Annotated in this window: 17 protein-coding genes; 5 read left to right on the top strand and 12 right to left on the bottom strand. The window is 64.4% G+C overall.

From position 1 onward, the window contains the following. Positions 1-76 precede the first annotated feature (76 nt). Positions 77-616, bottom strand: coding sequence for a DUF3087 domain-containing protein (locus PSEST_RS07725; protein ID WP_015276440.1), 540 nt, complete (start codon positions 614-616; stop codon positions 77-79). A gap of 131 nt (positions 617-747) precedes the next feature. Here PSEST_RS07725 and PSEST_RS07720 point away from each other — a divergent pair, with 131 nt between their 5' ends. Next, complete coding sequence (locus PSEST_RS07720; RefSeq protein WP_015276439.1) at positions 748-1,248, top strand: GNAT family N-acetyltransferase; 501 nt, start codon at positions 748-750, stop codon at positions 1,246-1,248. 15 nt (positions 1,249-1,263) lie between these two features. Here the strand turns inward: PSEST_RS07720 and wrbA are convergent, their stop codons facing one another. Both wrbA and PSEST_RS07710 read right to left on the bottom strand, forming a co-directional pair. Then, positions 1,264-1,863 carry an NAD(P)H:quinone oxidoreductase gene (wrbA, locus tag PSEST_RS07715; protein ID WP_015276438.1) on the bottom strand — a complete coding sequence of 200 codons (600 nt, stop codon included), beginning with the start codon at positions 1,861-1,863 and terminating at the stop codon, positions 1,264-1,266. A gap of 82 nt (positions 1,864-1,945) precedes the next feature. Next, on the bottom strand, positions 1,946-2,644 hold the full coding sequence (locus PSEST_RS07710; RefSeq protein ID WP_015276437.1) for a pirin family protein: 699 nt from the start codon (positions 2,642-2,644) through the stop codon (positions 1,946-1,948). Between the two features lie 241 nt (positions 2,645-2,885). Here PSEST_RS07710 and PSEST_RS07705 point away from each other — a divergent pair, with 241 nt between their 5' ends. Continuing rightward, positions 2,886-3,227: an FKBP-type peptidyl-prolyl cis-trans isomerase gene (locus tag PSEST_RS07705; RefSeq protein WP_015276436.1), complete on the top strand. Its 342-nt coding sequence runs from the start codon at positions 2,886-2,888 to the stop codon at positions 3,225-3,227. Between the two features lie 45 nt (positions 3,228-3,272). Here PSEST_RS07705 and mdoH read toward each other — a convergent pair whose 3' ends face one another. From mdoH to PSEST_RS07675, 6 genes are all read right to left on the bottom strand, one after another. Next, on the bottom strand, positions 3,273-5,831 hold the full coding sequence (mdoH, locus tag PSEST_RS07700; protein WP_015276435.1) for a glucans biosynthesis glucosyltransferase MdoH: 2,559 nt from the start codon (positions 5,829-5,831) through the stop codon (positions 3,273-3,275). 10 nt (positions 5,832-5,841) lie between these two features. Continuing rightward, the gene (locus tag PSEST_RS07695; RefSeq protein ID WP_041756540.1) at positions 5,842-7,368 is read right to left on the bottom strand and encodes a glucan biosynthesis protein G; all 1,527 of its coding nucleotides are present in this window, start codon (positions 7,366-7,368) and stop codon (positions 5,842-5,844) included. 174 nt (positions 7,369-7,542) lie between these two features. Further along, the gene (bglX, locus tag PSEST_RS07690; protein WP_015276433.1) at positions 7,543-9,834 is read right to left on the bottom strand and encodes a beta-glucosidase BglX; all 2,292 of its coding nucleotides are present in this window, start codon (positions 9,832-9,834) and stop codon (positions 7,543-7,545) included. A 100-nt stretch (positions 9,835-9,934) separates the two neighbouring features. Next, positions 9,935-10,714, bottom strand: a complete 780-nt coding sequence (locus tag PSEST_RS07685; protein ID WP_080602169.1) for a PhzF family phenazine biosynthesis protein — start codon at positions 10,712-10,714, stop codon at positions 9,935-9,937. Positions 10,715-10,858: 144 nt separating this feature from the next. Then, positions 10,859-11,569, bottom strand: coding sequence for an LrgB family protein (locus tag PSEST_RS07680; RefSeq protein ID WP_015276431.1), 711 nt, complete (start codon positions 11,567-11,569; stop codon positions 10,859-10,861). After that, a complete protein-coding gene (locus tag PSEST_RS07675; protein WP_015276430.1) occupies positions 11,566-11,931 on the bottom strand; it encodes a CidA/LrgA family protein in 366 nt (121 codons plus the stop codon). Before PSEST_RS07675 ends, PSEST_RS07680 begins: the two co-directional genes overlap by 4 nt. Before the next feature lie 301 nt (positions 11,932-12,232). On the opposite strand from PSEST_RS07675, the gene ccoG reads away from it, so the two are divergent. Both ccoG and mapR read left to right on the top strand, forming a co-directional pair. Further along, a complete protein-coding gene (ccoG, locus tag PSEST_RS07670) occupies positions 12,233-13,651 on the top strand; it encodes a cytochrome c oxidase accessory protein CcoG (RefSeq protein ID WP_015276429.1) in 1,419 nt (472 codons plus the stop codon). A gap of 34 nt (positions 13,652-13,685) precedes the next feature. After that, on the top strand, positions 13,686-15,095 hold the full coding sequence (gene mapR, locus PSEST_RS07665; protein WP_041756950.1) for a GntR family transcriptional regulator MpaR: 1,410 nt from the start codon (positions 13,686-13,688) through the stop codon (positions 15,093-15,095). Between the two features lie 13 nt (positions 15,096-15,108). Here mapR and PSEST_RS07660 read toward each other — a convergent pair whose 3' ends face one another. Next, on the bottom strand, positions 15,109-16,449 hold the full coding sequence (locus PSEST_RS07660) for a bifunctional diguanylate cyclase/phosphodiesterase (RefSeq protein WP_015276427.1): 1,341 nt from the start codon (positions 16,447-16,449) through the stop codon (positions 15,109-15,111). Between the two features lie 146 nt (positions 16,450-16,595). Further along, a complete protein-coding gene (locus tag PSEST_RS07655; RefSeq protein WP_051035518.1) occupies positions 16,596-17,405 on the bottom strand; it encodes a Zn-dependent hydrolase in 810 nt (269 codons plus the stop codon). A gap of 237 nt (positions 17,406-17,642) precedes the next feature. On the opposite strand from PSEST_RS07655, the gene PSEST_RS07650 reads away from it, so the two are divergent. After that, positions 17,643-18,203 (top strand): TetR/AcrR family transcriptional regulator, encoded by a 561-nt coding sequence (locus tag PSEST_RS07650; RefSeq protein ID WP_015276425.1) that lies wholly within the window; start codon positions 17,643-17,645, stop codon positions 18,201-18,203. 33 nt (positions 18,204-18,236) lie between these two features. Here PSEST_RS07650 and PSEST_RS07645 read toward each other — a convergent pair whose 3' ends face one another. Continuing rightward, entirely contained in the window at positions 18,237-21,317 is a 3,081-nt protein-coding gene (locus PSEST_RS07645; protein ID WP_015276424.1) for an efflux RND transporter permease subunit, read from the bottom strand. Positions 21,318-21,321: the final 4 nt, after the last annotated feature.

The following is a 21,321-nucleotide window of genomic DNA, read 5'->3' as shown; positions in this document are numbered from 1 at the left end:
GCGACACGGTTACCCGATCGACGGCAGCGCAGGGAAGCGCTGCCGCTCACACTCTCACCCAACCGCCCCTTGCGTCTCAGCGCTTCGCCTGGATCTGCCCGACCCGCTCCAGCCACGCGGACTCCAGGCGTGGCTGGTCGATGTCCATGTGCAGCGCCTCCATCGTTTCGCGGTGACGATCGATCTCGGCCACCGATTCGCTGAGGCCATGGGAGTTGCCATCGAGCCGATGCATCTGCGTCAGTCCCATGTGATAGAAGCGCAGCAGCTTCATCGCGTCCGGATCGTCCGCACTCACACCTGCCTTGACCTGATGCATCATGTTGGTCACCCGCATCAGGCTGCGCTTGAGCTGCCAGCCGTACACGGCCGCGGCCATCCACGGCTGCCGCCAGTACAGCCACCGAACGATTCCGATCGTCAGCGCCAATCCGGCCACGACGCCAATGATGTTCAGCCGCAGGTTGTCGCCACCGGGCTCACCGAACAGCGCCACGGCCAGGGTAGCCAGGCCCATGGCGAGAGCGGCGAAGGTCGCCGCGACGATCAGCGTGCTGCGCCGGGTCTGCTGGCGATAGGTTTCGGGGCTGAGCGGAACGATCTCGAATAGCACCACGGGCGATGTCCTTGGCTGAGTCAAAAGATGAACGGCGGCCATTATCACCTCAATCGCCGCGCGGTGACTGATGCAGGGCAGTTTCTTCCGCAACCCGGCTATGCTGGGCCCGCCCCATACCGGAGAATCCCATGCGCCGCCTTGCCACGCCCGCCGATCAGCAGCGGGTCTACGACATCTACATGCACCCGGACGTGGTGCCCTACCTGGGCTTCGATCCCATGCCGCGTGAGCACTTCGGCAAGGTTTTCGAGCCGTTGTTCGAAAGCGCCAGCTTCTATGTCTTCGAAGACCACGGCGTGGTGCAGGGTTTCTACAAGGTGCAGCGCCATCTGGGCCGTGCCGCCCATGTGGCATACCTCGGCACCCTGGCCGTCGCGCCCGAGGTCAGGGGCAGCGGCCTGGCGCGGCGGATGATGCAGGAAGCCCTCGGCAAGCTGGCCGCCAGCGGCATTCGTCGTGTGGAATTGACGGTGGAAGCGGACAACCCGCGGGCGATTGCCTTCTACGAGCGCTTCGGTTTCGTCTACGAAGGCACGCAGCGCGCCGCTTACAAGCGCAGCAGCGACAACCGCTTCGTCGACGAACTGATGTACGGCCTGCTGCTGGGACCCGGACGGGGCCCAGCGTAGGCACAGCTAAAGCGGTCAGCCCACCAGTTTGCTGGTGATCTTCGCCACGTGCTCGCCCTGGTAGCGCGCGATGGTCAGTTCCTTCTCCGAAGGCTGACGCGAGCCGTCGCCGCCGGCGATGGTCGTGGCGCCATAGGGCGTGCCGCCGTTGGTTGCGGAGATGTCGAAGAACTCGCTGATGCCATAACCGGTCGGCACGATGACCATGCCGTGGTGCGCCAGGGTGGTCCAGGTCGAGGTGATGGTCATCTCCTGACCGCCGCCGGTGCCGGTCGAGGCGAACACACTGGCGACCTTGCCGTGCAGCGCGCCCTTGGCCCACAGGCCGCCGGTGCGGTCGAGGAAGTTGCGCATCTGCCCGGACATGTTGCCGAAGCGGGTCGGGGTACCGAAGATGATCGCATCGTAGTTCGGCAGCTCGTTCGGATCGGCGATGTCAGCCGCCTGATCGACCTTGCCGCCGGCATTGCGGAAGGCATCTTCGGGCATGGTTTCCGGCACGCGCTTGATGGTCACCTCGGCACCTGGGACACGGCGGGCGCCTTCGGCTACGGCATTGGCCATGGTTTCGATGTGGCCGTACATTGAGTGATAGAGCACGAGAATCTTCGCCATCTTTATTTCCTCTTTCGGTGGGTGGTCTGAATAAGGTTCTGACTGTGATAACGCCGCAGGCGGGTCGTTCCGACGCGATGCGTCAGCGCGACTCGACCAGGACGATTTCGCTTTTTTCCACTGCTCTGATGGTCAGCCGCGCCTCGTCGCGCACGGCAACGCCATCGCCTGCGGCAACTTCGAGCCCGTTGACCTCGATACGGCCACTGGCAGGCACCAGATACACGCGGCGCCCGTCAGCGATCTCGTAGTCGGTGCTCTGCCCTGCAGCAAGCGTAGCCGCTGCCAGCCTGGCCTCGGCACGAATCGGCAGCGCCTCGTCATCGCCGGGCAGGCCACTAGCGAGCGTGACGAAGGCGCCGGCGCGCTCGCCGGTGGGGAACTGGCGAGTGCCCCAGGCCGGCGGCAGGCCGGTCTGCTGCGGATGAATCCAGATCTGGAAAATGCGGGTTTCCACATCCTCCAGGTTGTACTCGCTATGCACGATGCCGGTGCCGGCGCTCATCACCTGCACATCGCCGGCGACGGTACGGCCGCGGTTGCCGAGGCTGTCTTCATGGGTGATGGCGCCCTGGCGGACATAGGTGATGATTTCCATGTCCCGGTGCGAATGCGGCTCGAAGCCCGACTGCGGCGCGATGCTGTCGTCGTTCCATACGCGCAGACGGCCCCAGCGCATACGCTCGGCGTCGTGATAACCCGCGAAGGAAAAATGGTGGCGGGCGTTCAGCCAGCCATGCTGAGCAGCGCCAAGCTCTGCATAGGAACGTCGTTCGATCATCTGAGCCTCCGAAGTGGAAGTGGCCGCCAGTGGCTGGCCAAAATCTGTGATGCGGATGATCCATCCACCCAGATCGATGATGTGCGCAATTTTCCGCCAATAATTATCGAGCTATTCGATATTTAGGCTCCCACGAGTATCGCGATATCCGCTCCGCGCCGACAGCGCCCCACCAGCACTTGCCTACGCTGCACGAACCTGCCAAAAACGGCGCCTTGGCAACCTGTACAGGAAAGTGCGAATGAGCGAAGAACTGCAAATCGAGGATATCCAGCTCGGCGAGGGCAAAGAGATCGTCAAGGGTGCGCTGATCACGACCCAGTACCGCGGCACACTCAGCGATGGTTCCGAGTTCGACAGTTCCTATCCGCGCGGCAAGCCCTTCCAGTGCGTGATAGGCACCGGCCGGGTGATCAAGGGCTGGGATATCGGTTTGATGGGCATGAAGGTCGGCGGCAAACGCAGGCTATTCGTGCCGGCGCACTTGGGCTACGGCGAGCGCCAGGTTGGTGCACACATTCCACCGAATTCCGACCTGCATTTCGAAATCGAGCTGCTCGAAGTGCTCACCCGCGACGATTGAGCAGAACGTCCATGCGGCCCCAAGCGAGCCGCATGGACAGACAGCTTAGCGAGGCTCGGTCAGTTCCCCACGCGACACCCCGTGCGGGTACTGCTTGCGGTAACGGGCAAGCCAGGTCCCACCGGCCGGATCATCCCAGGCGTATTGGTGCAACAGCGCCATTCCGTCCGGGTCGTTGAGCAGCCGCCAGCGCGCCGCTTCGGCTTTTTCGCCTGAAGGTCCGGCCGCGAGCACTTCTGCAAGACGCTGCTCACGTAGGTGATCTGCAGCCGGCACCACCTTGGCATGCCGTGCCCGCGCCATGGCGCAAACCAGGGCGTTGTACAGCGGGTCGACTACCGCGACGAGGAAACCTTCACGCAAGGCATTGGCCTGGTTCTGCTGCTGATAGAGGTCGGTGTTGGCGAGCTCGGTGGGCGGCGCGTATTCCTCCGGGATCAGGAACAGCTGGCGCCGCCGCGCCGCCAGGCCGAGACCGGTGCGGCTGGTAATCACTGAAACCGGTGCCGAGAGCATCAGCGACACCACAATGGGCGCCAGCCACCAGAGGAAGGCCGCATCCAGCCAGGCCACCAGCGCCGTCCACAGCACCCCGATGACGATCTGCGAGCCGTGCCGGCGCAATGCCTCGCCCCAGGGCGTCGCGTCATCGCCGCGCTGCGGCGAATTCCATTGCACCGACCAGCCGAGGAACGCCGCGGTGACGAACACGCTATGGAATAGCATGCGCACCGGCGCCAGCAGCACCGAGAACAGCGTCTCGATCAGCATCGACAACAGCAGCCGCAGCCGTCCACCGTAGGCTTGCGCGCCCTGGATGCAGATCAGCAGCACGCTGAGCAGTTTGGGCAGGAACAGCAGGGTCATGGTCGCCGAGAACAGCGCGATGGCTTCTTCCGGATGCCAGCGTGGCCACAACGGATAGAGCTGGTTGGGCTGCAGGAAATACTCCGGCTCCATCAGCGTATGGATCGCCAGCAGGCCGGTGGATAGCAGCAGGAAGAGGAACCACAACGGCGCGGACAAGTAGGACATCACGCCGGTGAGGAACACCAGGCGATGCACCGTATGCACGCCGCGAACCATGAACAGGCGGAAGTTCATCAGGTTGCCATGACACCAGCGCCGGTCCCGCTTGAGCTCGTCGAGCAGGTTGGGCGGCAGCGCCTCATAGCTTCCCGGCAGGTCATAGGCGATCCACACGCCCCACCCGGCCCGGCGCATCAGCGCCGCTTCGACGAAGTCATGGGAAAGGATCGCACCGGCAAAGGAGCCGGTTCCCGGCAGCGGCGCCAGCGCGCAATGCTCGATGAAGGGTTTGACCCGGATGATCGCGTTATGGCCCCAATAATGCGATTCGCCCAGCTGCCAGAAGTTGAGCCCGGCCGTGAACAGCGGGCCGTAGACGCGCGTGGCAAACTGCTGCATCCGCGCATAGAGGGTGTCCATGCCGGAAGCCTTGGGCGCACTCTGAATGATGCCGGCGTTGGGGTTGGCTTCCATCAGCCGCACCAGGCTGGTCAGGCATTCACCGCTCATCACGCTGTCGGCGTCCAGCACCACCATGTAGCGGTAGCTGCTGCCCCAGCGACGGCAGAAGTCGTCGATATTGCCGCTCTTGCGCTTCACCCGGCGCCGACGGCGTCGGTAGAAGATGTGGCCGAAGCCATCCACCGCCCGGCACAGCTCGACCCAGGCTTTCTGTTCGGCGACGCAGGTGTCCGGGTCGTTGCTGTCGCTGAGCACGAAGATGTCGAAGTGCTCCAGCTCACCGGTCGCCTTGAGCGACTCGTAGGTCGCCCGCAGGCCGGCGAACACCCGCGGCACGTCCTCGTTGGCGATCGGCATCACCAGCGCCGTGCGCGCCTCGGCCGGAATCGTTTCGGTGCCGGTGCTGCTGGCGGAGATGCTGTAACGATCCTTGCCGCGCAACAGCTGGAAGAAGCCCATCAGCGCCGTCCAGAAGCCTACCGATACCCAGCAGAACAGCAGCGCGAAGAGCAGCAGGATGCTGGTCTGCACCACATACGGCAGGATCTGCCGTGCCGACTCGGCCAGCGGCTGCACATAGACGTCCTGCAGGTCCACCAGGAACCAGCCCTGGTAAGGCAGCACCGCCTTCATCTGCCAGGTAGCGAAGGCAGTCTGGCCCAGCATCAGCAACAGCAGAGCCGAGCGACGCAGGGCCGCCACGCGCCGCCAGCGCGCTTCATCGAGCGGCTGCGGGCTGGGCTCGAACTGCCGGCGAGGCGGCGTGCGACCCAGCATTCGACGCCAGCCACGGCGCAGGATGTTGGTGTGCCAGGGCTCCGGCACCATGCGCGTACGCACGATTGGCGGGGTCGACTGCACGTAGGCGCGCCCCTGATGATCTTCGGCGATCACCCCGGCGCGGTCGAACAGGTCGCCCCAGCCCAGCCGTAGCCGCGCCACCACCGAATCGAGCAGGCGGCGCGAAGAGCCGCGCCCCTCACGCACGTCCTCGGACAGCTCATCGTGTAGCGCAAGCAGGCCGCCCTGCTCCGCCGTCCGCCGATATCTGGCGGGGTCTTCGACGTCCTGCAACGCCAGGCCATCGCAATAGCCTTCAGCCACGCCGTTCATTGCAGCCTGCTCATTCATGGGGAGGAATCTGGTAGGTCCAGGTTTCGGAAAGGGTCTTTTCACCATCGACCAGTGCTGCGCGCATTTCCACCGGTCGCGCAGGGTCGCGCACCTTCAGTCGCAACGTCAGGCGCCAGCCCTTGGTGACGGTGTTGTAGCGCAGATTGTTTTCCACCAGTTCGGCGTTGTCGTCGATGCTGACGCGGGTGGTCACCGGCGCATCCTCGGCCAGCTGCTCAAGCACCGGACCGACGAAGTCCACGATCAGTGCGGTACTGCCGTCCGGCTGGCGGATCAGGTTGGCCTGCTTGACGTCGCCTGCCGAAACGCGGGTCTGCTGCACCCAGGCCAGCTTCGGGTCGTGCAGGCTGGGTTCGTCCATGGAGAAGTGCAGGCGATACTCCAGATCCAGCGATTGGCCGGGCTCCGGCTGCTTCTCGGGGGACCAGAAGGCGACGATATTGTCATTGGTTTCGTCAGGCGTCGGGATTTCCACCAGCTCTACGTGGCCCTTGCCCCAGTCGCCACGGGTCTCGACCCAGCCGCTCGGGCGCAGCTCATAGCGGTCGTCCAGATCTTCGTAGCGGTTGAAATCGCGAGTGCGCTGCATCAGCCCAAAACCACGCGGGTTTTCCACGCTGAAGGCACTCACCGCCAGACGCTTCGGATTGTTCAGCGGACGCCAGAGCCATTCGCCATTGCCGGCATGGATCGCCAGACCCTCGGAATCATGCAGTTGTGGCCGGAAGTTCAGCGAATCGCTGGGCTGATTGGCGCCGAACAGAAACATGCTGGTCAGCGGCGCAATACCGAGCTTGCCGACCGGCTCGCGGAGATACACCTTGGCCTGCACATCCAGCGTGCTGTCCTTGCCCGGCGTCAGCACCATGCGATAGGCACCGGTGGCGCGCGGCGAGTCGAGCAGCGCGTAGATCACCAGATTGCGCCGATCAGCCTGCGGCCGTTCGACCCAGAACTCACGAAAGCGCGGGAACTCCTCGCCCACCGGCAGTGCCGTATCGATCGCCAGCCCACGCGCGGACAGCCCGTACCACTGGCCCTTGCCGATGATGCGGAAGTAGCTGGCGCCGAGCAGGGTCATCACCTCGTCCTGCTTGTCCTTCTTGTTCAGCGGATAGAGCACCTTGAAGCCGGCGAAACCGAGCCCTTCCAGGGCGGCAGGATCGATCTCGACGCCATCGAACTGGAACATTGCCGGGTCGTAGCGGATCTCGCGAACGTCCGTGGCGGTGATTTCGTTGATCCGCACCGGCGTGTCGAAATGCATGCCCTGGTGATAGAACTGCAGGTGGAATGGCGTCTCGGCATCCTTCCAGTAGGCATGCTCGGGGTTGAAGCGCAGCCGCTGATAATCGGCGAATGCCATCTTGCGCAGCTCAGCGGGCAGGTTGCTGACCGGCTCTTCGTAACCGCTGGCAGCCAGCGCCTGTGCCCGTTCGGCTACATCATCGAGCCCGAAAGCCAGCGCGTTGCCGGCCAGCAGCATGCACAATCCGCCGGCCAGCCCCGCCAGCATGCGTGCCGACTGCGATCCCGTCTTCCACTGAAAAATGCGTAACACACCGCCTCCGAATTACAGGTTTGTGCAGAGTCCGCTCTGCTTCGCTGTGGTTTGGCTGCATACAGCCTAGCCGGTCAAACCGCTGCGCCAACAAACGCAACGGCAGGCTCGCTGCATACAGGATATTTCTTACAACAATTCAAAACGCTCGCTGAGCACCGACTGTGAATCGAGCCCCAGCTGGACTTCGAACTCGCCTGGCTCTGCCACATGGTCGAGTCGCGCGTCATAGAACTTCAGATCCTCCTCGCCGAGCACGAAGCGCACCAGCTGCGTCTCGCCAGGCTCCAGCATGAGCTTCGTGAAGCCCTTGAGTTCCTTGACCGGGCGAACGCTGGAGCCGACGAGATCCTGCAGATAGAGCTGCACGACCGTTGCGCCGGCTCGCGCGCCCGTGTTCTTCACCGTTACGCTGACCTCCAGCTTCTGCCCCCGGTTCAGCGTGCGGCGTGAAAGCTGCGGTTTTGACAGCTCGAAATCGGTGTAGCTCAGGCCATAACCGAAGGGGTAAAGCGCACCGTTGGGCTCCTCGAAATACTGCGAGGTGTAGTTGCCTGGGCGCCCTTCGACATAGGGACGGCCCAACCGCGGGTGGTTGTAATAGGTCGGGATCTGGCCGACCGAGCGCGGGAAGGAGATCGGCAGCTTGCCGGACGGGTTGTGCGCGCCGAACAGCACATCGGCTATCGCGTGGCCGCCCTCGGTGCCGGCGAACCAGGTTTCCAGCACCGCATCGGCGTGCTCCTTGACCCAGCCAAGCTGCAACGGCCGCCCGTTCATCAGCACCACCACCAAGGGTTTGCCGGTGGCGACCAGTGCTTCGAGCAACGCCTGCTGGCTGGCTGGCAGCGCAAGGCTGGTGCGGCTGGACGATTCGTGGGACATGCCGCGCGCCTCGCCCACTGCGGCAACGATGACATCGGCCTCGCGCGCGGCGCGTACCGCCTCGTCGATCATCGCCTGCGGCGTACGCGGGTCCAGCGAGACTTCCGGGCGGTCCCAGTTGAGGAAGTTCAGGTACTTGATCATGCCGGCATCGTCGGTGACGCTGGCGCCGCGGGCATGGATGATCTGGCCGCCCTTGCCGACAGCGGCTTCCAGCCCCTGGCGCAGGGTCACCGTCTGCGCCGCGACCCCGGCGGCCGACCAGCTGCCGAGCATGTCGACGTGGGAATCGGCCAGCGGCCCGACCAGCGCAATCGTCGCGTCCTTGCGCAATGGCAGCGTCTGCTCGGGGTTCTCCAGCAGGACCAGCGAATCGCGCGCCACTCGCCTCGCCGCCTGGCGATGCAGGCGGCTTTCGGCATTGACCTCGACCGGGTCGTCCGCTGCCTGGCCGATGCGGCGATAGGGATCATGGAACAGCCCGAGGTCGTACTTGGCGCCGAGCACCCGGCCCACGGCCTGGTCGATCAGCTCGATCGGCACCTCGCCGCGCTCGACCAGCCCCGGCAGTTCCTGCAGGTAGAGCGAGTCGTGCATGCTCAGGTCGATGCCCGCCTCGATCGCCAGGCGCGCGGCCTCGCGGCCATCGCGGGCCACACCGTGGCGCAGCAGTTCGTCGATGGCGCCGTGATCGCTGATGTTCAGCCCGCGGAAGCCCCAGTCATCCCGCAGCAGATCACGCAACAGCCAGCGGTTGGCACTGGCCGGCATGCCGTTGACCGTATTCAGCGCCACCATCACGCCGCCAGCGCCAGCGTCGACCGCCGCGCGGTATGGCGGCAGGTAATCCTGATGCATGCGCTGCGGGCTCATATCGACCACGTTGTAGTCGCGCCCGCCTTCGACGGCGCCATACAGGGCGAAGTGCTTGACGCTGGCCATCACGCTGTCTGCAGCGGAGAGGCGCTCGCCCTGATAGGCGCGCACCAGCGTGCCGGCGATCTGCGAGACCAGGTAGGGGTCTTCGCCGAAGCCTTCCGAGGTCCGCCCCCAGCGTGGATCACGGGTGATGTCGACCATCGGCGCAAAAGTCAGGTCCAGGCCATCGGCGCTGGCTTCGATGGCCGATACGCGACCGCTCAGGGCAATCGCCTCGAGGTCCCAGCTGGACGCCAGGGCCAGACTGATCGGGAAGATGGTGCGGTGGCCGTGAATGACGTCATAGGCGAAAAAGATCGGGATGCCCAGACGACTGCGCAGCGCTGCATCCTGCATCGGGCGGTTATCGGCGCGGGTGACGGAGTTGAAGGTGGCGCCGATACGTCCGGCGGCGATTTCCTCGGCGATTCGTTCGCGCGGCATGTCGCCACCGATGCTGATCAGGCGCAGCTGGCCGATCTTCTCCGCCAGGGTCATACGTTCGAGCAGGGTTTCGATCAGCGCCTGGCGGTCGTCCAGCGGCAATGCCGGCGGCGCCGCAAAGGCGAACGGACTCATCGCACCGGCAAGCAGGACAAACGGCAGCAGCCTTTTCATCATCACGTTTCGCAATCTCATAGGTTGGACCGATCAGCCACACACAGGCACACCCATCACGCCGGCCTCGGGCCGCCCGCAATGCATGAAAAATAGTTGTTTAAAGTTCGATGGTGCCGTCGAGAAAGAGCACGGCCTGCCCGGCCACCATCACACGATCCGCCTCGACCCGACAGTGCAGGATGCCGGTACGCGCCGAGGCCTGCAGTGCCACCAGTTCATTGCGCCCCAGCTGCCCTGCCCAGTACGGCGCGAGTCCGGCGTGAATGGAACCGGTCACCGGATCTTCGGCGCCACCATTGGCTGGCCAGAAGTAGCGCGAGACGAAATCCTGTTCGCGCCCTGGTGCGGTCACCACTACATCCAGCGGCGCCAGCGTGCGCAGCGCGTCGAGGTCAGGCGTCAACATGCGCACCTGCTGTTCGTCGCGGTAGACGGCGAACCAGGCCTGCTGGTTGCGCAGCACTGCGTCTGGCTCGCATCCAAGCCCCTGCAACAATGCCGCTGGCGGTTCGGCAACAAGATCTGGCGCGCGGTTGGGGAAGCTCATTTCCAGCAGACCGTCAGCCCGCCGCTGCACGCTCAGATCGCCCACGGCCGCAGCGCGGAAAACCAGCGGCGCCTGTGCCAGGTCTTGCTCCAGCAGCACGAAGGCGCTGGCCAGGGTGGCATGCCCGCAGAAATCGATCTCGGTAAGCGGCGAAAACCAGCGGATGTGAAACGCCCCGTCCGCTTCACGGACGAAGAAGGCGGTTTCGGAAAGGTTGTTTTCGGCGGCGATGGCTTGCATCAACTCGTCCGACAGCCAGGCTTGCAGGGGGATCACCGCCGCGGGATTGCCCCGGAAACGTTCAGCGGTGAAAGCATCGACCTGGAACATCCGCAATTTCATGGTTTGCACCCTGTGCACGGTCAAGCGACCGCCGCCTACTTTAACGGGTCGGACCGGGCGCTAGCCAGTGCCACGTGAGGGCTGAAGCGCCCGTATTTCGCGCGCTTGGTCAGCAACACCGATGGCAGCGACTCAACCCAGGGCGAAAGGCAGCAGCAATGCGATCAGAATGCCCAGCAGGCTCATCCCCAGTGCCGCGAAAGCGCCGCATTCGTCGCCCTCCTCCAACGCCCGTGCCGTACCGATGGCGTGCGCATTGATGCCATAACTCAGACCCCGAGCAGCGGGATGATCGACACCGGCCCAGCGCAGCAACAGCGGCCCCAGCGCCGTGCCGATAACGCCAGTAAGCATGACGAATACCGCCGCCAGCGACGCCAGGCCGCCGAGCTGCTCGGCCACCAGCATGGCAATCGGCATGGTCGCCGACTTCGGCGCCAGGCTCATCAGCACCGGCATCTGTGCGCCCAGCGCCCAGGCGATCGCCAACGTCAGCACCACGCTGAGCACGCCGCCGACGGCCAGGGTGATGACAATCGGCCAGAACAATTGCTGAATCCGCTTGAGGTGACGATGCAGCGGTACCGCCAGCGCCACGGTCGCCGGGCCGAGGAGCATGGCGACCAGCGAAGCGCCCTCGCGGTAGCGCGCATAGTCGAGGTCCACCAGGGTCAGTGTGCCGACCACCAGCAGCATGCCGACCATCACCGGCTGCAGCACCAGCCAGCCGCTGCGCCGATAGAGCATCAGCGCCAGCTGGAACGCGATCAGGGTCAGCGCCACGGAGAACAGCGGGTGCACCACGACGGCCGCCCAGGCCGTTTGCCAGTCGAGAACCGTCATGCCTGATCCTCCCGCTTGAGGTCGAGCCGGCGAATCAGCCGCTGCATCAGCCAGCCGCAGAACGGCACAGTGATCAGCAACGACAGCACCAGCCCGGCGGCAATCGCCGGCAGATCATCCAATAGTGCGGAGCCACTGGTCATGATTCCGGCTGCGGGCACGATCAGCAGCAGCGGCAGATACTGCAGCAGCAGCGCCGCGGTTTTCTCCAGCGACTCGGGAATGCTGCGGCGCAGCAGCAACAAGCCGAACAGCAACAGCATGCCGATGATCGGCCCCGGCAATGCCGGCAGCAGCACCAGATTGATCAGATTTCCGAGCAGTTGCAGCAGTACCAGCCAGGTCAGGCCCTTGAGAATCATCGACGGTGCTCCATCGGCGGCAGGTCAGACATCATGACGCTAGCTCCTCGTTGCTTGGCAAAAGGTCTCGACTATGACCGCCCGAGCCGCGACAGAACAGGTGCAGATAGGCCCAAAAAAAAGCGGATCAGCTGATTGCGACACAGTCCACTGACACAGGTCAAGCCGTGGCAGCACAAGGCCTGAAGGCGCACACAGGGCATTCATCTGATCCGTATTTCCTCGGTCCATCTGAGTCTGTTATGCGCTCCCCTTCGCAGGGATCATCGCCTCGCCTGAAAAGCCTATGGGGCGAAGCCAAATGACCGACCGCATACCCGCGCAGATCATCGAAACCGTTGATCCGAGCCAACCGATCCGCCTGACGCCCGCGCAAAGCGGCGGGCCCATTCATACACGCAGTTTCAGCGGCCGCTTCCGCAACCTGCGCCTGTTGGGCGGCGCCCTGCTGATGCTGCTCTACTTCGGCACCGTCTGGCTGAACTGGAACGGCCGCCAGGCGGTGCTCTGGGATCTGGACCGGCAACAGTTCCATATCTTCGGCGCCACCTTCTGGCCGCAGGATTTCATCCTGCTTTCGGCGATTCTGATCATCGCTGCGTTCGGCCTGTTCTTCATCACCGTGCTGGCCGGGCGCATCTGGTGCGGCTACGCCTGCCCGCAGAGCACTTGGACCTGGATGTTCATGTGGGTGGAAAAGCTCACCGAGGGTGATCGCCTGCAGCGCATCAAGCTCGACGCCGCGCCCTGGTCGCCTGCCAAGCTGCTGCGCCGTGCCGCCAAGCACACGCTGTGGCTGGCGATCAGCCTGGCCACGGCCCTGGCTTTCGTCGGCTACTTCACGCCGGTGCGCGAGCTGGTGGCCGACCTCGGCCGTTTCGACGCCGGTGCCACCACTGCCTTCTGGCTGCTGTTCTTCACCGCCGCGACCTACATCAATGCCGGCTGGCTGCGCGAGCAGGTGTGCCTGCATATGTGTCCCTACTCGCGCTTCCAGAGCGTGATGTTCGATGCCGACACCCTGCTGGTTTCCTACGATGCCGCCCGTGGCGAGAACCGCGGTGCGCGGCGCAAGGGCGCCGATCCGCGGGCACAGGGCCTTGGCGATTGCGTCGACTGCACGCTGTGCGTGCAGGTCTGCCCCACCGGCATCGACATCCGCGACGGCCTGCAGCTGGACTGCATCAGCTGCGGCGCCTGCATCGATGTCTGCGACAGCGTCATGGACCGGATGGGTTACGCCCGCGGCCTGCTGCGCTACAGTTCCGAACGCGCGCTCAAGGGCGGCATCACCCGCTTCTTCCGTCCACGGCTGGTCGGCTATGCCGTGGCGCTGATCGCCATGATCGCGGCCTTCGTCTGGGCACTGGACGCGCGGCCGCAGCTGCAGCTGGACGTCACCCGCGATCGCACGCTGTACCGCGAGAACATGCAGGGCCAGATCGAGAACATGTATCGCCTCAAGCTGATCAATAAGACGCAGCAGCCGCGCCGCTATGCGCTCGGGCTTGAGGGTGGGCCGTTCGCGCTGCAGGGACCGCGCGAGATCGTCCTGGCCCCGGGCGAGATCGCCGATCTGCCGGTCAGCGTCGCGCTGCTCGACAACGCCCGGGACTTCAGCCGCGAGCTGCGCTTCGAGGTCAGCGACATCGCCGAGCCGAGCAGTCGGGTGAGCACACCGAGCACCTTCGTCGCCCCCATCGCGGCGCTGCGCCAGTAGACTGGCCATGCCCAACCGCCACGGCCCGGACACGATGAAGCGCTACGAGAAATTCGCCGATGAGATTGCCGAACTGATCCGCAGTGGCGTGCTCGCGCCGGGAGAAAAGGTGCCCTCGGTGCGCCACGCCAGCCGCACCTACGGCGTCAGCCCGTCCACCGTGTTCCAGGCGTACTACCTATTGGAAGACCGCGGGCTGATCCAGGCGCGGGCGCGTTCGGGCTATTTCGTCCGCGAACATGCCAAGCGCCCGTTGCACGAACCGGACATCAGCAGCCGCCCGGCAGAGACCACCGACGTCGGCGTCAGCGAGCTGGTGTTCTCGGTGCTCGCCTCGCTGCGCGACCCAGCCACTGTGCCCTTCGGTTCGGCCTTCCCCAGCCCCGAGCTGTTTCCCCTGCAGCGCCTAGCGCGCTCGATGGCGCAGAGCGTGCGCGACATGCCGGCACGCGAAGTGATCGCCGAGATGACCGCGGGGAACCCTGATTTGCGCCGACAGATCGCCCTGCGCTACATGGTCAGCGGCGTGATGCTGCCGATGGACGAACTGGTGATCACCACCGGTGCGATGGAGGCACTCAATCTGTGCCTGCAGGTGGTGACCGAACCGGGCGATCTGGTAGCGATCGAGGCGCCAGCGTTCTATGCCACGCTGCAGGTGCTGGAACGGCTCAAGCTCAAGGCGGTGGAGATCCCGGTGCACCCGCGCGAAGGCATCGACCTGGACATCCTCGCCGATCGCCTCGCGCACCTGCCGATCAAGGCCTGCTGGTTCATGAGCAGCCTGCAGAACCCGCTGGGTGCGAGCATGGGCGAGGCGAAGAAGCAGCAGCTCTATGAGCTGTTGCAGCGCCATCAGGTGCCGCTGATCGAGGATGATGTCTACGCCGAGCTGTACTTCACCCGCGAGCCGCCCAAGCCGGTGAAAAGCCATGATCGCGAAGGTCTGGTGATGCACTGCGGCTCATTCTCCAAGAGCCTGGCGCCCGGTTACCGGGTCGGCTGGGTCGCCGGCGGTCGCTATGCCGAACAGATCGCCCGGCTCAAGCTGATGACCACCATCTCGCCATCCGTGCCGGCCCAGGCCGCCATCGCTGACTATCTGCAGCATGGCGGCTACGACCGTCACCTGCGCAAGCTACGTCACGCATTGGAGATGCAACAGGGCGCAATGCTCGCCTCCGCCGCCCGCCATTTCCCGGCCAGCACACGGGTCACGCGGCCCAGCGGTGGGTACTTTCTCTGGTTCGAATTTCCCGAGCAGGTGGATTCGCTGCAGCTGCTGCAACTGGCGCTGGCCCAGGGCATCAGCCTGGCACCAGGGCCGATCTTCTCGGCGACTCAGCGCTTTAGCAACTGCGCGCGGCTGAATCACGGCCACCCATGGGATGTGCGCAGCGAGCAGGCGATGGAGTTGCTGGGCAGGATGCTGAAGTCGTTCTGACGAAAGCCCGATATCAGTCGCAGTCCACCGATTGCTGGCCCCCACGGGCCTTCATCAGGTACATGCGATCGTCGGCCTGCTTGAGCAGCTGCGTCTCAGTCTCGCCGTCCTCCGGGTACAACGCGATGCCGATGCTCATGCCGATCTCCAGGCTGTGCCCGGTGATGCTCAGTGGCTGTTCAAAGGCGCTACGCACCTTCTCGACCACGCGCTGGGCATCCTCCGGTTCGGCGATGCTTTCCAGCAGTACGACGAACTCATCGCCACCCAGACGCGCTACGGTATCGGTGTCGCGCACGCAGGCGGTCAGGCGATCGGCAACGGCACGCAGCAGCTGATCACCACCGCCGTGGCCGTAGGTATCGTTGATCTGCTTGAAACGGTCCAGGTCAACATAGAGCAAGGCGATACGCCCGCCGTTGCGCCGCACGCGCGCAAGTGCCGTGCTCAGGCGGTCACGGAAGCACGCGCGATTTGGCAGCCCGGTGAGTTCGTCGTACTGCGCCATACGATGCAGCCTCGCATACAGCTGCTGGCGTTCAATGGCCGTGACCACCTGGGTCGAGACGAACTGCAACAGCTCCTGATCCTTTTCGGTGTAGGGCACCGCTGTGCTCTTGAGCAACAGCACGCCGATCACGCCCTCGCTCGAGTTGAGCGGCACACCCAGCCACCAGGCACGGATATCCCCGTCACCGAGCGGGAGCGCCAGAGCACGCATCGAGTCAGCATTGAAGCGCAACGGCTGTGCGCCATGCAGAACGGAAAAGCACAGAGACGCCGCGGGCTCCGCTGGCAGACCGGTCGAATCGAGCGCCAGCGCCTGGTAGGGATAAGTCAGCTCGCCGCTGGCAGCATTGCGGATGGCGACGATGAAATCGTCCACCGGCAGCAGACGAGCAATGGTCAGATGAATCTGCTGATAGAGAGCGGCGAGATCCTTGGCTCCGTGCGCAGCTTCGGAAATCGAATAGAGCGCCGCCTGCATGGCTTCGGACTGCTTGCGCTGGGTAATGTCGCGCGCCACGCCGATACGCAGCTTGTTGTCTGTTGACCAGCAGGCAGACCACATGATGTGCGCCACGCTGCCGTCCTTGCGCACATAACGATTTTCGAAGTGCAGCAGCGGCTGGCTGGCCATGACTTCGTGAGCGGCGGCCACGGTGCGGGCACGGTCTTCGGGATAGACCATTTCGAGCATCCGCCTGCCCACCATTTCCTCCGGCGTATAACCGAAGATGCGCTCACAGGCGGCATTTACGTAGACGATGTTGCCCTGCGCATCGACAACGCAAATGGCATCCAGCAACAGATCGATGACACTCGCCAGGGGCGCGCAGCTATCCGTCTTCACAGCGGCAGACCTACTTCGGCCATAGGGCACGGGCCGGACAATCGAGGCCGGCGCTTGCGCGCGGTGCGATCTGTCCAGCCCTTGCGTCCTAGCATCGCCTATATCCGATCCTGCCGCGCGGTATTTTTTTATCCTCCTTTGTCGGCTCACTGCACCCAGCGTGGGTAATAGCCGAGCGCGGTCTGTGTGGCGGCATCCTGCAACGTTGCGACGCCTTCCGGCACGCCATCCGCGCTGTGCTCCGGGCGGTCGCCGCGGAAGAAGAAGCGACGCCCATCGTCGAGAGTCAGATAAAGGCCGACGGCCCCATGGCCGGAGAGCGGAACCAGGACCAGCTTCCCATCCCCATAGAGGTCCAGGCTTCGTGCATGCCCCAGATACGGCCGGGAGCGGAAGTCCAGCGACTGCCAGCGCACCGGATGGCGAAACTGGCTGGCAAGCACAGCCGGCGCTGTCGCCGCTTCCAGGTAGTCAAGCGTCTCCGAACTGGCCAGTACTGGCACCTCGGGATAATCGGCCAGGCCCGAGGCGTGCTCCCAGCGCACGCAACCCAGCACGATGCGATCGACCGTCAGCCGATCCTTTTCCAGCTGATCGCGCACCGGTTGTACAGTCCCGTAACGCTTGGTCCGCCACGGCAGCTCGGCATTCCACTGTGTCTCGATCTGCCGTCCCAGGGCGGTACCGAACAGCAACCGATGGCCGCGATGCTCGATAAGCACCGCGATGTGCTGAGTTGGGGGCAACTCTTGCCAACCGCCCCTGCGGAGCAGGAAATCGCCACTTTCGCTCTGCGCTGTCTTCACCAGGCTGAAACGCAGCCCCTCTGCTGCCTGCGTGTCATCGGCAGAGCCGGACAGCGGCAGCAACAGAGCGACAGCCAACAACAGCCACACTCCGCTCCGCTTGCCCGGCAACCAGCGACCATTGGCCAGCGCTCTGTTCTGTGCGGTCATCACGGCTACAGCCCCGAAATGCCGGTACAGCCCAGCAACGCGCGAATGAGCCTGGATCGGTAGTGCAGCGCCGGGATAGGACGCCCGCTCATGGCGCTTCATGGTATCTGCCCTCACTGGTGGGTGTGACTGGATAATAGACAGACCTGTCTGTATACTTCAAGCACCAATGAGAAAATGGTCAGCTGGAGCGAACGGCGAGCGCTCCCGCATAATGTCGAACCACAGGAGGTATCCATGGCATCGAACAAGCGCGACCAGTTGCTCAACACCGCAGAGGATCTGTTCTATCGCGAGGGTTATCACGCCACGGGTATCGACCGCATCCTGGCCGAATCCGGCGTGGCCAAGATGACCCTGTACAAGCACTTCAAGTCCAAGGACGAGCTGATCCTCGCCGTGCTCGAGGCGCGTCACGAGCTGATGCTGACGCGCCTGCGCGAGCGGGCCAGCAAGATGCCGCCACGCGAAGCGCTACTGCGCGTGTTCGATGGCCTGCACGGGATGATCCATGGTGGCGAGCAGTTCTGCGGCTGCCTGTTCATCAATGCAGCGGCCGAGTACCAGGACCGTGAGCACCCCATCCATCAGCGCTCGGCGGCCTACAAAGGCGAGCTGCAGGCCTACTTGCGCGAACTGCTGGAGCGCATGAGTGCACCTAACGCGACGCAGCTGGCGCGGCAGCTGCAGTACCTGCTCGAAGGCGCGCTGAGCATGGCGCATATCGAAGGGCCAGGCGAGCAGGCGCTGGACGCCAAGGCCGCCGCCGAATGCCTGCTGAACGCCGCAGGCATCTGAGCGCGCCACTCAGACGCGCCCCTATAAGCACCGTCAGCGGGCGCTCGCCTCGTCTTCGCGAACCCGGAACCAGGCCGCGTATAGCGCCGGCAGGAACAGCAGCGTCAGCGCGGTGGCGACGATCAGCCCGCCCATGATCGCCACCGCCATCGGCCCGAAGAAGATACTGCGCGACAGCGGAATCATCGCCAGTACCGACGCCAGCGCGGTGAGCACGATGGGCCGGAAGCGCCGCACGGTGGCCTCGACGATGGCGCTGAAACGCGCCTGACCTGCACCGATGTCCTGCTCGATCTGGTCTACCAGAATCACCGAGTTGCGCATGATCATCCCCGACAAGGCGATGGTGCCAAGCATGGCGACGAAGCCGAACGGCTGGCCGAACAACAGCAGGAACAGCGCCACACCGATGATCCCCAGCGGTGCCGTGAGAAACACCATGGCCGAGCGCGAGAAGCTCTTGAGCTGCGCCATCAGCAAGGTCAGCACGACGATGACGAACAGCGGCATGCCGGCATTAACCGAACGCTGACCGCGCTCGGAATCCTCGACAGTGCCGCCCACCTCGAGCAGATAGCCGCCGGGCAGCTGATCACGGATTTCCGCCAGCGTCGGCTCGATCTCCCGCACCAGCGCGGCTGGCTGCTGCTCTCCGTAAACGTCGGCGCGCACGGTAACCGTCGGCAGACGGTTGCGATGCCAGATCACGCCCTCCTCGAAGCCGTATTCGAGCGTCGCCACCTGCGACAGCGGCACGCTGCGCCCGCTCTCGGTGGGAATGGCCAGGCTCGGCAGCATCGACAGCTCAAGCCGCTCGCGCTCGGTGCCGCGCAGGAGGATCTCAATCAGTTCGTTGTCTTCGCGGAACTGGCTGACGCTGCTACCGGTGAAGGTGCGTCGCAGGAAGCCGGACAGCTCGGCAGTGGTCACGCCCAGCGCGCGGGCGCGATCCTGATCGACGTTGAGCCGAACCATCTTGCTCGGCTCCTGCCAGTCCAGATGGACGTTGGCCACGTGCGGGTTCTCATTGACCTTGGCAGCGACCTGGCGAGCCAGCCCACGAACCACGTCGATGTGCTCGCCGGTAACGCGGAACTGCACCGGATAGCCCACCGGCGGGCCGTTCTCCAGTCGTGTCACGCGGCCGCGCAGGCTGGGGAAATCCTCGCGCATGCGCTCGATCAGCCAGCTGCGTAGGGCTTCACGGGATTCGATGCTGTCCGCCAGCACGACGAACTGGGCGAAGCTGGTCGCCGGCAGCTGCTGGTCCAGCGGCAGGTAGAAACGCGGCGAGCCGGTGCCGACGTAGGCCACGTAGTTGTCGATACCGGCCCGCTCCTTGAGCAGCTCCTCCAGGCGCCGAACCTCGGCTTCGGTGGCCTTGAGCGAAGCGCCTTCAGCCAGTTTGAGATCGACCATCAGCTCCAAACGGCCGGACGCCGGGAAGAACTGTTGCGGCACCAGACGGAACAGCACTACCGCGGCGGCGAAAATCGCCAGGGTGAGCAGGATGACAGTCTTGCGCCGGCGCACGCAGAAGGTCACCAGGCGACGCACGCGCTGGTAGAACGGCGTGGCATAGGGATCGTGACCTTCGCTGCTCGTGCCGTGCTTGTGTGCGGTTTTCTTGGCCAGGTCGGGCAGCAGCTTCTCGCCGATCAACGGCACGAACATCACCGCGGCGATCCAGGACGCGATCAGCGAGATGGCCACCACCTGGAAGATCGAACGGGTGTATTCACCGGTACTGGAGTTCGCGGTGGCGATGGGCAGAAAGCCGGCGGCGGTAATCAGTGTGCCGGTCAGCATCGGGAACGCCGTACTGGTCCAGGCGAAGCTGGCGGCCTTGAGGCGGTCGTAGCCCTGTTCCATCTTGATCGCCATCATCTCCACCGCAATGATCGCGTCGTCCACCATCAGCCCGAGGGCCAGTACAAGGGCACCGAGGGAGATCTTGTGCAGGCCGATGTCCAGATAGCTCATGGCGGCAAAGGTCATCGCCAGCACCAGCGGAATCGATAGCGCCACCACCAGACCGGTGCGCACGCCGAGCGAGAAGAAGCTCACCAGCAGCACGATCACCAGCGCTTCGATCAGCACCTTGACGAACTCACCGACGCCGGTCTTCACCGCAGCCGGCTGATCCGACACCTTGCGCAGCTGCATCCCCGCCGGCAACTCCTGCTGCAGGCGAGCGAATTCCTGCTCCAGTGCCTGGCCCAGTACCAGGATGTCGCCACCGCTTTTCATCGATACCGCCAGCCCCAGCGCCGGCTCGCCCATGAAGCGCATGCGCGGCGCGGGTGGGTCGTTGAAGCCGCGATGTACCTCGGCAACATCGCCGATACGGAAGGTGCGGCCGGCCACGCGGATGGGGAAATCGCGAATCTGCTTGACCGTCTCGAAGCTGCCGGTGACGCGCAACTGCACCCGATCGCTGATGGTCTCGACGAAACCGGCGGCAGTCACCGCGTTCTGCGCCTCCAGCGCCTGACGCACAGCCTCCAGCGGAACGCCGAGCGTGGCCAGTTTGACGTTGGACAGCTCGATCCAGATCTTCTCGTCCTGCAGGCCGATCAGCTCGACCTTGCCAACGCTTTTCACTCGCTGCAGCTGCAACTGGATGCGATCGGCGTAGTCCTTGAGGATCGCGTAGTCGAAACCGCTGCCGGTCAGGGCGTAGATGTTGCCGAAGGTGGTGCCGAACTCGTCGTTGAAGAACGGTCCACGCACTCCCGGCGGAAAGGTGTGCTGGATGTCGCCGATCTTCTTGCGAATCTGGTACCAGAGGTCAGGGATGTCCTTCGAGCGCATCGAGTCGCGCGCCATGAACGTCACGTTGGATTCGCCCGGCCGGGAGAACGAGACGATGCGCTCGTACTCGCCGGTTTCCATCAGTTTCTTCTCGATGCGCTCGGTGACCTGGCGCGACATTTCCTCGGCGGTAGCGCCCGGCCACTGTGTCTGGATGACCATCGCCTTGAAGGTGAATGGCGGGTCCTCGCTCTGGCCGAGCTTGCTGTAGGACAGCGCGCCGACGATCGCCAGCAGCAGCATCAGGTAAACGACGATCTGCCGGTTCTGCAGCGCCCAGGCGGAAAGATTGAAGCGCATCGCG

Source organism: Stutzerimonas stutzeri RCH2 (genome assembly GCF_000327065.1).
Lineage (GTDB): Bacteria > Pseudomonadota > Gammaproteobacteria > Pseudomonadales > Pseudomonadaceae > Stutzerimonas > Stutzerimonas stutzeri_AE.
Note: the sequence above shows the minus strand (reverse complement) of the source record. Positions and strands in the feature narration are given on the sequence as shown.